The following is a 13541-nucleotide window of genomic DNA, read 5'->3' on the forward strand; positions in this document are numbered from 1 at the left end:
GGCGGACTACGGCGCGCGGAGGTCCTCGACGGCGCTCTCTGAGGTGAGGAAGGCGACCAGGCCGGGGAAGCGGGCTTCGAGCTCGTCGCCCCGAAGCGCGATCCGGTGGCTGCGGCCCTCGACGATCACCGTCGTCAGGCCGGCCTCCCGCAGCGTTTTGAAGTGGTGCGAGAGCGTCGACTTCTGGATGTCGAGACCGAACTCGTCCACGTTGCAGGCGTGGTACTCGCCGTCGGCCAACACCTGCAGCATCTTCACCCGCCCAGGGTCGGCGAGGGCGCGCAGGATGTTCGTCAGTCTGATGTCGTCGACATCGGGCTGCGGGAAGGGGTTGTCGGTCATCCGGAGAGCTCCACAAATAGTTCGATCTTCGTCAAACCATCTGCTACCTTATCGGTATGACGAACATCGAACAATCATACGCCGCGCGACGGTTCGACGGGCGGCTGGTGCTGTTGGCCATCGGGCTCTTCGTCGTCGGAACCAACGCCTTCGTCATTGCGGGCCTCCTGCCCGCCATCGCCTCGACCCTCGGCGTCGACGCGAGCGACGTCAGCTACTCCATCACCTTCTACGCGATCGTCGTCGCCGTGGCGGCACCGGCCGTCGCCATTCTGCTGCCCCGGCTCTCCCGAACGACCCTGATGGCCGCGGGTCTCGGGCTGATCGCCCTCGGGACGGTGCTCGCCGCCGCATCCACGACCCTGCCCCTCTTCACCGCGGGCCGCATTCTCGCCGCGCTCGGTGGGGCCGCGCTGGTTCCCGCCGCCACAGCGGCCGCCGCCAGCCTCTCGACTCCGGCCGCCCGGGGCCGCGCCATCGCCTTCGTCTCGCTCGGCTTCACGGCGGCGACCGCGCTCGGCTCGCCGCTCGGTACCGCCCTCGGCGCCGTCGGCGGCTGGCAGCTCCCGCTGCTGATCGTCGCCGGCATCGCGGCCGTGCTCGCCGTGGCTGTGGCACTGTTGGTGCGCGGCATTCCCGTCGGGCACCCTGTGTCGATGAGGGCGCGGTTCGCCCCGCTCGCCGACCACCGCATCGTGCTGTCGCTGGCGGCCACGCTCTTCCTCACGGCAGGGTTCAACGTCGTCTACATCTTCAGTTCGTCCATCACCGCGGGTGCGACCGGGGGCGCCGGCGGTCTGCTCGCTCTGCTGCTCCTCGTCTACGGTGTGGCCGGAACCGGGGGAAACCTGGTCTCGGGGCGACTCACCGACCGGCTCGGCAGCAGACGAACGGCCACCATCGCGCTGGCAGTGCACGCGGCCGCGCTGATCGCGCTTCCGGTGATCGACGCGAACTACCTGACCACGGCGATCGTCTTCGCCGTCTGGGGATTCGCCGCCTTCGCTGCTGCACCCGCCGTGCAGCACCGGATGATCACGATCGACCCGGCCGCATCCGGCCTCGCCCTCTCGTGGTACACCACCGCCATGTACGCCGGAATCGGGATCGCGCCACCCCTCGGTGCCGCGGCGCTCAGCTTCGGCGGGGCGCAGTCGGTACCTCTCGCCGGGGCGGCGGCGGTCGTGCTGGCCCTCGGGCTGTTCCAGCTCGGCTACCTCGTGAAGCGCGGCCGCGCGCTCGCGCCGACGGCCCCGGAGGGCGCGCTCGCCTCATAGGTGATCCGCGCCTCGCCACGCCTCGCCACGCTGCGCTGGGCCACGCCACGCCGCGCCTCGCCACGCTGCGCCGGGCCACGCCACGCCGCGCCTCGCCACGCTGCGCTGGGCCGCGCCTCGCCGCGCCTCGCCACGCTGCGCTGGGCCACGCCACGCCGCGCCTCGCCGTGACTCGCCTCGCCACGCTGCGCTGCGCCTCGCTGCGCCGCGCCTCGCTGCGCCGCGCCTCGCTGCGCCGCGCCTCGCCGCGCTGCGCCGCGCCTCGCTGCGCCGCGCCTCGCTGCGCCGCGCCTCGCCGCGCTGCGCCTCGCCACGCTGCGCCGCGCTGTGGGGTCGCTGTGACGCCCGCCGCCGCCCCACTGCCGCTCTCGGCACGCCGCTCACTGCCCGCTGCGTGAAGCTCGGCTCAGGCGCCGAGCGTGAACTCGAAGAACGCGCCGTCGGCGTCGTGCACGATGCGAGCGGAGCCGGCGAAACCGGTGAAGTCGCCGGTACCGGTGCCGGGCACGATGTAGCCGAAGGCCGACGGGTCGCTCGGATGCTGCAGGGCGCCGTGATGCACGGTGAACGAGCCGGTGCGGCCGTCGTCGAGGGTTCCGGTGATGCGCTCGGCCGCGAGGTATCCGCGGCCCGACTCCTCGTCTCCCGACGAGAGGAACTCGGCGACGCTCTCGCCCACGATCCCGGCGGTGTAGGTCTTCCGCATGATGATCGCGCCGACCCACTCGCCGTCACCGTCGAGGCCGACGAGCGGCGACGGGTCCCACCCCGTCACCGAGAATCGAGCGATGAGGGTGGTGGGGCTCGGCGCCTTGTCAGTCATGCCCACAGCCTACGGAGCGGCGTCGGTCGGGGGAACATCCGGAGCGGAGTCGCCCGTCCGGGCATCCGGAGCGGGGTCGCCCGCCCGGGCATCCGGAGCAGCTGCGTTCCTCTTCTGCTTCGCGTACCGCTTGCCGGTCTCGAGGTCGACCGCGATGAGCCCCGTCGGCAGGTTCGAGAGGTCGCGGGCGATCACCGTGGTCTCCTCGGAGTCGGGCAGACGTATGCCGACAGGGTAATGTTCGCCGGCGAGGATCAGGTCGCTGCGGCGTTCGAGTGTCTGGCCTTTGAAGAAGGCCGGGCTCCGCCAGCGCATGATCAGCATCAGAATGACGCCCAGCACGAGAGATCCCACGCCGACGACCGCGACCGCTCCGATGCCGAAGATCGTCACGTTCTCGTCGTTCTCGTCGGTCAGCCAGTCGGGCAGCGCGTACTGGATCAGCCCGAAGATGAACACGGCGGTGAGCATCAGCCCACCGAGCAGCGGGATCAGCCCGCGCATGATGAAGTCGCGGAACGTCGCCGTCAGCGTGCGCCGGTAGTACCAGACGCAGGCGAAGCCCGTGAGGCCGTAGTAGAAGGCGATCAGCAGGCCGACCGACCCGATCAGCGCGCTCAGCAGCGTGGGCGAGATCAGCGTGAACAGCAGGTAGAACGCGGCAGAGATGATGCCCATCCCGACGGTCGACCAGGTCGGCGTGAGGAACTTCGGGTGGATCTTCGCGAAACTCTCGGGTACCGCCTTGTAGACCGCCATCGAGAGGGAGGTGCGCGCCGTCGGCAGGATCGTCGTCTGTGTCGACGCAGACGCGGAGGTCAGGATCGAGATGTAGAGCAGCGCCAGCATGACTCCGCCGAACGCCGAGTCGCCGAACAGGTCGGGGCCGATCGCGCTGAAGACGTCGCTCGCGTTCTCAGGGTTGCCGAGGCCGACGCCTTCGGTTCCCACACCGGCGAAGGCGATGGTCGCCACAGCGACGAGGGCGTAGGTCACGAGCAGCAGGAGCGTCGAGATGACGGCGGCGCGGCCGGGCGTGCGGCCCGGGTCGTCGCTCTCCTCGTTCACGGCGACGGCGGTGTCCCAGCCCCAGTAGATGAAGACGGCGGTGAGGATGGCCGGGGCGATCACGGTGCTGAAGTCGAGGTCGAACGGGAGGAACCAGGAGATGTCGGGCATCAGGGAGTACGTCTCGGCGGTGCCGGTGTAGACCTTCACGAGCGCGAAAACGGCGAAGGCGACGAGGATCACGACCTCTATGCCGAGAAGGGCATATTGGAGACGGGCGGACACCTCGATGCCGCGATAGCAGATGTAGGTCATAATCGCGATCCAGGCGAGACCGGCGACCGTCGACCAGAACACGTCGCCCGAGAGGGCGCTGATCGCGTCGTCGCTGAACAGTTTGCCGACCAGGGTGAACGAGTATGACCCCGCGATCTGGGCCAGGTTCGCCATCACGATCACGTCGGCGGCGATGATGCCCCAGCCGCCCATCCAGCCGGTCTTCGGGCCGAACGCCCGCGAGGCCCACGTGAAGGTGGTGCCGCAGTCGGGCTCGGCCTTGTTGAGCTCCTGGTAGGCCACGGCGATGAAGTACATCGGCACGAACGCAAGCAGGATGATGCCGGGCGACTTCACGCCCGCGAGCAGGGAGCCGCCCGATGCCACGATGAAACCGAGGCTCGCTGCGAGCGAGTAGGCCGGGGCTGTCGACGCAACACCGACCACCACGCTGCCCACGAGACCGAGGGCGCCGCCCTTCAGCCCCTTGCTCTCGACATCCGTGCTGCCTCGTGCGGGAGCTGTTGTCATGCGGGCACCACTCTCTTCTGCGGCTCACCGGCATCACCGGGATAGAGAGACAGTAGTGCCCCGGAGGTTCCGCGCGCCAGAGCCGTCGTGTTACGGCTCTGTGACGGGTTGCGGATGCGCGGTGGGGCCGGTGCCGTGCCGGGCCGCCGCGCCCGCCTGTCGGCGCCTACGGGCCTGCCCCGTGCCGGGCCGCCACGCCCGCCCGTCGGCGCTTACTGGCCTGCCCCGTGCCAGGCCGGCGCCCCGTCGGCGCCTGGGGGCCGGTGCCGTGCCGGGCCGGCGCGCCCGCCTGTCGGCGCCTGCGCCAGCGTTTGACGAATCGGCGGCCACAGCCCGTTCCGCCTCGAATACGCCGACGGTGCTGGGCTCGGCCGCCGATTCGATGTTCGCGGGTGGTGCTCAGCGGCCCGCGGCCCGCGTTGGTTGCGGTGCGGGCCGGGTTGCGGGGCGGGTGGGCAGGCCGGGCATGTCCGCTCAGTTCGCGGGAGGCGTGAAGGCGGAGCTCGGCAGATCCTTCTCGTCGTTCACGATCGCCGCGACGATGCGGTCGGCTACGGCGTCGGGGTCGAGACCCGCGGGGAATGTGGGCGCGGTCCCAGCGAGCGGATGCCGCGACAGCTCGGTCTCGGTATGGCCCGGTCGTGCATCCAGAACCCGGATGCCCGACCGCCGCAGCTCGCGCGACGCCGCCTGCACGAACGCGGCCAAGCCGGCCTTGGACGCCGAATAGGCCGCCATCCCGGCGGTCGGCGACTCGGCGACGATGCCACTGATGGTCACGATGAACGGTTTGCGGCCGGCCGCTGCCGACTCGCTGAGGCGGGGCAGCGCGCCGCGGATGAGGCGGATCGGCGCCGACGTATTCACGGCGAACAGGGCGTCGAGCGTGTCGTCGTCGAGTTCGCCGACCGGTCCGAAGGCCACGGCACCGGCCGCGATCACAACCCCGTCGAGGTGTTCCGGGTGGGCCGCGGCGGCTGCGAGAAGCAGGGCGTCGGCGGATTCGGGCGCCCGCAGGTCTGCGAGGTAGGCGTCGGGCCCGGCCAGCGTCGCGGGGTTGCGCGCCGCCCGCACGACGGTCGTGCCGGCCTCGGCCAGGCGGCTCGCGATGCGCTGGCCCAGCCCGCCGGACGCACCGACCACCAACACCACAGCACCGTTGATGTTCGTCATGCGCCGAGCCTAACCCGGCCGGGTGGATGCCCGGCAGGGCTTGCGAACGTACGCTGCGCCCTCTCGCATGCACAAACGGACGTGGACCAGCCGACAGGAGGCCGCCGGGGCGGTTGTGTTGGCTGGTCCACGCCCGTTCGACGTGTGGACGGGCATCCGCCGACTCGCGACTCACGCCGCAGGTGGGATGCCACCGACCGAAGGCTACGCGGTCGCGGTCGCGCGCACGCCCTTCGTCAGATTCTCGATCAGCTCGTGCTTGTTCTGCCGCACCACGTAGGCCGGCTGGTCGCGCTCGACGCGCCAGCTCTCCGCGAGCGGACCGACGTTCACGGTGTCGAATCCGAGCTCGTCGTAGAGGTTGGTCACCAGTTCTGCGGCCTCCTCGAAGTCGCTCGCGGTGGCGAGGGCGCGGCGGTTCTCGGTGCCGGCGGGGGTGCCGTCGGTGGTGATGTCGTCGGACTTGATGTGGTTGAAGCCCTTGGCGACCTTGCTGTCGACGAGGTGACGCTGCAGCATGCCCGACACGGTGTCGAGACCGTTGTCGAGGGCGGCGATGTGGCCGTCGCGCTCGAAGTAGTAGTTGTTGGTGTCGATCACGATCTTCCCCGCGAGAGGCTCGACCGGCACGGCCTCATACGCCTTCAGCGGCACGGTGACGACGGCGAAGTCGGCTGCCTCTGCGGCCTCGGTCGGGGTCGCGGCGCGAGCCTTCGGGCCGAGGTCGGCCACGAGGTCTGCGAGCGTCTCCGGCCCGCGCGAGTTGCTGATCACGATGTCGTAGCCCGCCGTGATCGCCGCGCGTGCGACCTGGCTGCCGATGTGTCCTGCTCCGATGATTCCGATTGTTGTCATGTGTGAATGAACCGCGCAGGGTGGGGTTCCTATTCCCGCTTGCGCGGGTGGCGGGGTGGTGAGTGTGGCGCCCTGCCGGGCCGCGGCGCGGGATGGCGGGCAACGGTGCCGGCTGGCGGTGCGGCCGGCGGCCGGGCGGGGCGGTGCGGCCGCGCGGAGCGGTGCGGCTGGGCGGGCCGGGATGGCGGGCGGGGGTGGCGTCCGTCCGGGCGGGGCGGGGTGGCTGGCGGCGGCGCGGCCGCGCGAGGGCGGCGTCCGGCCGGGCGGCGGCGCGGCGGATGTCGGTGCGGTACGGTTTCGGCATGACGGAGTCCGACGGGCCGAACGTGTTCACCGTGCGCCTCGACGCGGGTGCGGCCGAGCCGCCGTACGAGCAGGTGCGACGGCAGGTCTCCGAGGCCGTGCTGGCGGGCATCCTCGTGCCTGGATCGAAACTCCCCACCGTGCGCGGTCTCGCCGATGAGCTCGGGGTGGCGGTCAACACCGTCGCAAAGAGCTATCGCGAGCTCGAATCGGATGGGGTCATCGAGACGCGGGGTCGGAGCGGGTCGTTCGTTGCGGCCTCCGGCGACCCGCGGATGCGCGAGGGCCAGACCGCTGCCCTGGCCTTCGTGGAGCGGGTGCGTCACCTGGGGTTCACCCGCGACGAGGCCCTCGATCTCGTAAAGGGCGCACTCCGCACCTGAGCCCGGCCGGCCGCGGAGCCCTCGTCCCGCGCCCCACACCCGCGCACGCCAACCCTCGCCCACCCCCTCGCGCCCGCCCGCCCGCACACTCCCGCCCGTGCCCTCCCACCCGTGCCCCCTTACCCCGGGCCCTCTCCACCCGCGCCCGCGCACCCGCGCACCCGCCAACCCGAGCCCGCCAATCCGCGTCCACCCACCCGTGCCTCCCACCCACCCGCGCCCGCGCGCCCACCCACACCCGCCCTTCCTGGCAAGAGGGCGCGCGCAAGGGACCCATATGGTCCGTCCTTTTCGGCGATGGGACGATATGAGTCCCTTCGCGACGCCCGCACGGTCGTGAGCAGGGGGAATTACGCTTCGGCGGCGCGCTCGCGGAACGCGACCATGTTCATCCGGTTGCCGCACCGCACGCTGCAGAAGCGTTTCGAGCCGTTGCGGGAGAGGTCGAGCAACAGGCCGTCACAGTCGTCGGCTGCGCACGCCCGCAGGCGGCCGTTCTCGTCCGACCGGATCACGTCGACGAGCGCCAGTGCGACCTCGACCCGGATCCGCTCGGCCAGCGGCGCCTCCGGGTCGGTCGCGTGCAGGTGCCAGTCGAGGGTGTCGTGCCGCACCAGCTGGGGGAGTGCCCGCGCGTCGGACAGCATCGCGTTGACCTCGCCAACCGCGTCGGTGCGGGCGAGCATCCAGACCCGGCGGAGCCTCGCGCGGGTGGCGCGTACCTCCGCGAGTTCGAGGTCGTCGAGGTCGATGCGTCCGGAGTACTGCCAGAAGCTCAGGATCGCGCCGAGTTCGGCGGGGGTCGCGAGGGCGTCGAGGCCGCTCTTCGTCGCGCCGGCGACGGTGTTCATGAGGTCGACGGCGAAGCTCAGGGTGTCTTCGGTGTCAGGGGCAAAATGCAAGTTGACTCCTTACTGTGGAACACACTACCGTCGGCAACAGGGTGTGAGCGAGAAGACGCACAGGGTGTGAGCGAGAAGACGGTGAGGAAGACCATGGCGAAGACGTCGACGTCGAAAGGACTGGCTGTCGCGATCCTGGCCGCGGCCACATTCGGGGCGTCCGGCGCGTTCATCAAGCCGCTGCTCGAAGCGGGTTGGAGCCCGGCCGCCGCCGTCACCGTTCGCGCCCTCATCGGCGGAATCGTGCTGCTGCCGTTCGCCCTCCTCTCCCTCCGCGGTCGCTGGGCAGCGCTCTGGCGCGGCCGTTGGCGGGTGCTCGCGATGGCGTTGGTGGGAGTCGCCGGCACGCAGTTGGTGTACTTCGCGGCCATCCAGCGCATCCCGGTCGGAACGGGCATCCTGATCGAATACATGGCGCCCCTGCTGCTGGTCGCGAGCGTCTGGGCGATCAGCCGGCGCCGTCCGAAGGTGGTCGTGCTCGTCGGATCGGTCATCGCTCTGGTCGGGCTCGTGCTCGTCGTGTCGCCGGGCGGTGGCGGGGCGATGGATGCACTGGGAATCGTCTTCGCGCTGATCGCCATGGTCGGCTGCGCCCTCTACTACGTGATCGCGGCCCGCCCGGCCGACGGTCTGCCCGCGGTGGCGCTCGCCGGATTCGGGCTGCTGCTCGGTGGTCTCGTGCTCGGCGCGGTCGGGCTCACCGGCGCCGTTCCGTTCACCGCGTCCTTCGGCGAGGTCGGTCTGCTCGGGGGTTCGGCGCCCTGGTGGATCCCGCTGCTCATCGTCGGCGTCATCAGCACGGCGATCGCCTACGCGGCGAGCATCGCGGCCAGCGGGATGCTCGGCTCCCGCCTGGCGTCGTTCGTCGGGTTGCTCGAGGTGGTGGCCGCGACGTTCTACGCCTGGCTGCTGCTCGGTGAGGCGCTGTCAGCGGCCCAACTGGTCGGTGGAGCGCTGATCCTCGTCGGAATCGGATTCGTGCGCTCGGAGAAGCGCGCGGCCGAACCCCTCGCGCCCGGCGCCGATGGCGACCCAGACGCGAGCTTCGACGCCGAACAGTTCGCGAAGGCGTAGCCGCGCATCCGGGGCTGCGCCGCCCGCGCACTCGCGGCGCCCCCGCCCCGCGCCCGCCCCTGCGCCGCCCACGCGAGCCGCGCACCCTGGCGGAGCCGCACACACGCACTTGCGCCGCGCACCCTGCCCTGCGCTGCACCCGCCCCTGCGTCGCGTCGCGCCCCACCGCCGCGTCCCCGCGCCGCGTCCGCCCCTGCGTCGCGTCGCGTCGCGCCCCACCGCCGGGTCCCCGCGCCGCGTCCGCCCCTGCGTCGCGTCGCGTCGCGCCCCACCGCCGGGTCCCCGCGCCGCGTCCGCCCCTGCGTCGCGTCGCACCCCCCGCGCCGCGCCGGCAGGCGGCCCGAGCCGGTGCCGCGGGGCATCCACATGCCGGCGCCGTTCGGTACGGTTGTTCCACGGCCACCGTCGCCCCCAGGAGGAACCACATGCAGCTCGAACGCACCGGCGACGTGTTCGTCATCCGCCTCGATGAGAGCGAGAACCGTTTCAACCCGGGCTGGGTGGGCGACTACCTGAGGCTGCTCGATGAGGCCGAGTCGACGTCTGGCCCGGCCGCGCTCGTGACCGCCGGCACCGGCAAGTTCTTCTCCAACGGGCTCGACCTCGACTGGATCACCGCCCACCGCGCCGAATCGGCGGCCCTCCTCGGAGACGTGCACGAACTCTTCGCCCGCACGCTCTCCTCAGGCCTGCCGACCGTCGCCGCCGTGCAGGGGCACTGCTATGCGGCCGGCGCGATGCTCGCGATCGCGCACGACTACCGCATCATGCGGGAGGATCGCGGCTTCCTCTGCCTCCCCGAGATCGACATCAGGGTGCCGTTCACCCCCGGCATGGCCGACCTCGTCGCCGGCAAGCTGACTCCGCAGACGGTGCGCGACGCGATGCTGTTCGGCACGCGGTACACGGCTCCGGATGCCCTGCGAGCCGGCATCGTCGACGAGGTCGCTCCGGCCGACGCCATCGTCGACCGCGCGATCGCGCTGGCCGCCTCACTCGTGGGAAAAGACGCAGCCACACTCCGCGCGATCAAGCAGGCCGTGCACGCCCACGCCCTCGACTCGCTGCGGAACAACCCGGCGAACACCGCGATCCGCGGGGTCTTCGCGGACTGACGCCTCGGCGCTCCGCCGTCGGGCCGGCCGCGGCCGCGGCGCCAGTCTGGGGTCCCACCGCTGCGCACGCCGTGGGCCGGACGTTGTCCGGTGGCCGGCCGCTCGCCGCGGTGCTCCCGAAGTCGCCCTTCGTCGCGGGAATCGGGAACCGACACGGAATCGGCGATCCGGCGACATGTGTGACGAGGATGCCCGAATCGGTGTCCGTTCGTGGCCGCTCGGGAGGAGCTGGGCCGAACCGTCGCGAATGTAGCCGAGGATCGGCTGTGCTCCTCCCGGATGCGGAGCGGGCAGCGGCTCGGGGAGACGAGGAGGGGCGCGAGCACAGGGCAGAGAGGGTTTTGCGCGGGCCGGGGCGCGCCGGAGCGCAAGGCGTGGCTCGCGGAGCCGCGCCCTGCGGGGCCGGGCGGGGTGCGGGCGGGCGCGCTAGGCGGGGTCGGCCGCGCCGAGGTGCGACGCGCCCCGCGAACGTTCCTGCTGCGCGCGGAGTGCCGCGTCGTAGCCGGCCGCCCAGTCCGGTTCGACGGGGATGCCCAGCCGCTCGGCCTCCTCGATGCTGAGTTCCCGCGGGAACCCATTGGTGTCAGAGAGCCGGAAGATGTCCTCGCCCGTCAGGGTGCCCCCGGCGTACCCCCCGATCATCCGGAGACCCGCTTCGAGCGTGCGCCGGAACGACCTCTCCTCCTTGAGCAGCACGGCTACGATCTCCTCCCTCGCGGAACGGATCTCGGGGTAGTCGTTCTCGTACAGGTCGGCGATCTGGCCGACGACCTCCTCGAAGAATGTGTCGCGGAGGTCGATCGAGTAGGCGGTGCGGATGGCGCGGCGGAGCAGTCGCCGCATGACGTAGCCCTGCTCCTTGTTGGATGGCCGCACCCCGTCGACCGCGAGGAACACGGCACCGCGCAGGTGGTCGGCGATGATGCGGAGGGGGCGGGGATCCGCTTCGTAGGAGGCGCCGGAGAGACGCGACAGGGTCTCGACGATCGGCCAGAGCAGGCTGATGCGGTACACGTCGGGCGTGTCGAGGGCTGCCGCGGCGATGCGCTCCAGCCCGCCGCCGAAGTCGACGTTGCGCTGGGTGAGGGGGGTGAACGATCCGTCCTGTTCGCGGCGGTACTGCATGAAGACCTGATTGCCGATCTCCATGAACTGGCCGCTGTCGCTCGCCGGGTGCGCCTTGCCGAAGCTCGCGTCGTGGTGGTCGGGACCGAAGTCGTAGAAGACCTCGCTGTCGGGGCCGCAGGGGTCGCCGAGCGGGGTTCCGAGAAGGCTGCCGCCACGACTCCACCAGTTCTCGCCGGAGTCGTAGAAGAAGATCTTCTCGCCCGGTGCCACTCCACGGGCATCCCCATCGGCCTGGCTGCCGACCGTCGCGATACGCGCCTCGATGCCGCGCTCGGCGAAGACGGCCTGCCAGATCGCGGCCGCCTCGTCGTCGCGCGGGATGCCGTACTCCTCATCGCCGATGAAGCAGCTCACGGCGAGTTTCGTCGGGTCGAGGCCGACGACATCCACCAGGAAGGCGAAGAACGCGCGGATCTGCTGCTCTTTGAAGTAGTCGCCGAGGCTCCAGTTGCCGAGCATCTCGAAGAAGGTGGTGTGGCGGTTGTCGCCGACCTCCTCGATGTCCTGGGCGCGGAGGCAGGGCTGGCTGTCGGTCAGCCGGATCCCGTCGGGGTGGTGCTCGCCGAGCAGGTACGGCAGCAGCGCCTGCATGCCGCTGCCGGTGAAGAGAGTGCTGCCGTCGCCGCGCGGAACGAGGTTCGCCCGCGCGATCTGCACATGGCCGCGCTCACGCTGGAAGTCGAGGTAGGCGTTGCGGATGTCGTGTGCGTCCATGGTTCCCCGGGGTCGTTTCGGTGCTGCGGTGCGGTGCCGTGCGGCGTGGTGCGGCGTGGCGTGGTGCGGTGCGGTATGGCGCGGTGCGGCGTTGCGGTTTCGGGTGCGCCGGCGGGCCGGCAGCCCTCACTGCTTCGTTGTGCGCTCGATGCTCATCACGAGGATGACGCGGTCGGCCGAGTCGGGCGGTGGGGCCTGGTCGGGGTTGCCGTAGCGCTTGCCGAGCACCACGTAGAACGCTCCGGTCGGATCAGGCACGACCTTGGTCAGCCGGCCGCGCACCTCGAGGTACCGGAACGGGTTCTCGGGATCGATCACCGCGAGGCTCATCGACGGATTCTGCAGGAGATTGCGGTACTTCGCGCGCTTCGTCGTGTGCGTGAAGCGCAGCGTCTCGCCGTCGTAGAGGAACCACATCGGGTTCACCTGGACGGTGTTGTCGGGGCGGATCGTGCCGAGCGAGCCGTAATTGGGCCCTTCGAGCAGCCGGACGTAATCGGCGGGGATTTCAGCTGTCATGCGCCCAGCATGCCAGAGGCGGCCGACATCGTCAGGGGGCCGACGGCGTCCAGCCGAGCAGCGGCGCCAGGCGGGTCGCGATGTCGGTCAGGATCTGCACGTAGTCCTCGTGCTCGAACGAGAACGGGAGGGCGAACACCACCTCGTCGACGGCCTGGTATCCGGCATGGGAAAGCAGGGCATCCGCGATCTCACCGGAACTGCCGACGATGTCGGGGGCGAACAGGATGCGGCCCGGCCCCTGCGGCGTGAGCGTGCGTTCAAAGCGGCTGGCGGCGTACGCCCGGTACTTCGCGGCCTGCTCGGGGCTCGCGCTGTCGGTCGGAATGACGACGAGGCCCTGCGAGGCCCGTGCTGCCTCGCCCAGCGGATGCTTCGACCGGAACAGCTCGATCTGGGCGCGCTGGATGCGGGCGAAATCATCGTCCTCCTCGGCCCGCACGACGCTGCTCGACAGCAGGTTGAGGCCGTGCTCGCCCGCCCAGGCTGCGGACGACAGGCCGGCCGCGCCGTACCAGACCCGCTCGGCGAGGCCTGCGGCGAACGGTTGGATGCGCGGGGAGTACGCCTCGATTCCCTCGGTTCCCGTGAAGGTGCTCACCGGCTCGCCGCGGAGGTTGGCGAGGAGGCGCTCCGCACGCTCGTGTCCGAACTTCTCGGTCTGCCCCGAATCCGGGTACAGGTGCTCCCTGATGGCCTCGAAGTGGGTGGGTTCGCCCACGCTGATACCCGGGTTGAGGCGGCCACGACTCAGGACATCGACGGTGGCCAGATCCTCGGCCAGGCGGAACGGGTTCTCGAACCCGAGCGGGATGACCGCTGTGCCCAGCTCGATGCGGCTCGTGCGCTGGGTCGCGGCGGCCAGCACGGCGACGGGTGAGGAGATGCCGAACTGCAGGTGCCGATCCCGGAGCCAGGCGCTGTCGAAGCCCAACTGCTCGCCCAGTTCGATGATCTGCAGAGTGCTTTCGTGGCCGCCGAGCGGGTCGTGTTCGTCGAAGAAACCGATCGTGAGGAAGCCGAGCTTCGCGAGCGGGCGGTCGGTGCCGGTGCTGCCGGTCATGGGCTCCTCCTCGGGGACGATCCAGCCTAACCGCGCCGACCTGTTTCCTAGCCCG

Annotated in this window: 13 protein-coding genes; 4 read left to right on the forward strand and 9 right to left on the reverse strand. The window is 71.0% G+C overall.

Going from position 1 to position 13541, the window contains the following annotated elements; genetic code table 11:
- Positions 1-6: 6 nt before the first annotated feature.
- Entirely contained in the window at positions 7-342 is a 336-nt protein-coding gene (locus tag FB464_RS00385; protein ID WP_116415609.1) for an ArsR/SmtB family transcription factor, read from the reverse strand.
- Between the two features lie 56 nt (positions 343-398).
- Between FB464_RS00385 and FB464_RS00390 the strand changes: the two genes are divergently transcribed.
- Positions 399-1619 carry an MFS transporter gene (locus tag FB464_RS00390; protein WP_116415608.1) on the forward strand — a complete coding sequence of 407 codons (1221 nt, stop codon included), beginning with the start codon at positions 399-401 and terminating at the stop codon, positions 1617-1619.
- A 406-nt stretch (positions 1620-2025) separates the two neighbouring features.
- Here FB464_RS00390 and FB464_RS00395 read toward each other — a convergent pair whose 3' ends face one another.
- The 4 genes from FB464_RS00395 to FB464_RS00410 form a co-directional block, all read right to left on the reverse strand.
- The gene (locus tag FB464_RS00395; protein ID WP_116416688.1) at positions 2026-2442 is read right to left on the reverse strand and encodes a DUF3224 domain-containing protein; all 417 of its coding nucleotides are present in this window, start codon (positions 2440-2442) and stop codon (positions 2026-2028) included.
- A 9-nt stretch (positions 2443-2451) separates the two neighbouring features.
- On the reverse strand, positions 2452-4257 hold the full coding sequence (locus FB464_RS00400; protein WP_116415607.1) for an APC family permease: 1806 nt from the start codon (positions 4255-4257) through the stop codon (positions 2452-2454).
- Between the two features lie 474 nt (positions 4258-4731).
- A complete protein-coding gene (locus tag FB464_RS00405) occupies positions 4732-5430 on the reverse strand; it encodes an SDR family NAD(P)-dependent oxidoreductase (RefSeq protein ID WP_116415606.1) in 699 nt (232 codons plus the stop codon).
- Between the two features lie 204 nt (positions 5431-5634).
- The gene (locus FB464_RS00410; RefSeq protein ID WP_116415605.1) at positions 5635-6285 is read right to left on the reverse strand and encodes an NADPH-dependent F420 reductase; all 651 of its coding nucleotides are present in this window, start codon (positions 6283-6285) and stop codon (positions 5635-5637) included.
- A gap of 302 nt (positions 6286-6587) precedes the next feature.
- Between FB464_RS00410 and FB464_RS00415 the strand changes: the two genes are divergently transcribed.
- Positions 6588-6971, forward strand: a complete 384-nt coding sequence (locus FB464_RS00415; protein ID WP_116416687.1) for a GntR family transcriptional regulator — start codon at positions 6588-6590, stop codon at positions 6969-6971.
- A gap of 350 nt (positions 6972-7321) precedes the next feature.
- Here the strand turns inward: FB464_RS00415 and FB464_RS00420 are convergent, their stop codons facing one another.
- On the reverse strand, positions 7322-7873 hold the full coding sequence (locus tag FB464_RS00420) for a CGNR zinc finger domain-containing protein (protein ID WP_246092862.1): 552 nt from the start codon (positions 7871-7873) through the stop codon (positions 7322-7324).
- 66 nt (positions 7874-7939) lie between these two features.
- On the opposite strand from FB464_RS00420, the gene FB464_RS00425 reads away from it, so the two are divergent.
- Together FB464_RS00425 and FB464_RS00430 are read left to right on the forward strand one after the other, a co-directional pair.
- The gene (locus tag FB464_RS00425; protein ID WP_342780626.1) at positions 7940-8947 is read left to right on the forward strand and encodes an EamA family transporter; all 1008 of its coding nucleotides are present in this window, start codon (positions 7940-7942) and stop codon (positions 8945-8947) included.
- 425 nt (positions 8948-9372) lie between these two features.
- A complete protein-coding gene (locus FB464_RS00430) occupies positions 9373-10062 on the forward strand; it encodes an enoyl-CoA hydratase-related protein (RefSeq protein WP_116415604.1) in 690 nt (229 codons plus the stop codon).
- 426 nt (positions 10063-10488) lie between these two features.
- On the opposite strand, the gene FB464_RS00435 is transcribed toward FB464_RS00430, so the two are convergent.
- From FB464_RS00435 to FB464_RS00445, 3 genes are all read right to left on the reverse strand, one after another.
- Complete coding sequence (locus FB464_RS00435; RefSeq protein ID WP_116415603.1) at positions 10489-11904, reverse strand: alanine--tRNA ligase-related protein; 1416 nt, start codon at positions 11902-11904, stop codon at positions 10489-10491.
- A 126-nt stretch (positions 11905-12030) separates the two neighbouring features.
- Positions 12031-12423 carry a PPOX class F420-dependent oxidoreductase gene (locus FB464_RS00440; protein ID WP_116415602.1) on the reverse strand — a complete coding sequence of 131 codons (393 nt, stop codon included), beginning with the start codon at positions 12421-12423 and terminating at the stop codon, positions 12031-12033.
- A gap of 31 nt (positions 12424-12454) precedes the next feature.
- Entirely contained in the window at positions 12455-13486 is a 1032-nt protein-coding gene (locus tag FB464_RS00445) for an LLM class flavin-dependent oxidoreductase (protein ID WP_116415601.1), read from the reverse strand.
- Between the last annotated feature and the right edge of the window lie 55 nt (positions 13487-13541).

This window comes from Subtercola boreus, from assembly GCF_006716115.1.
Lineage (GTDB): Bacteria > Actinomycetota > Actinomycetes > Actinomycetales > Microbacteriaceae > Subtercola > Subtercola boreus.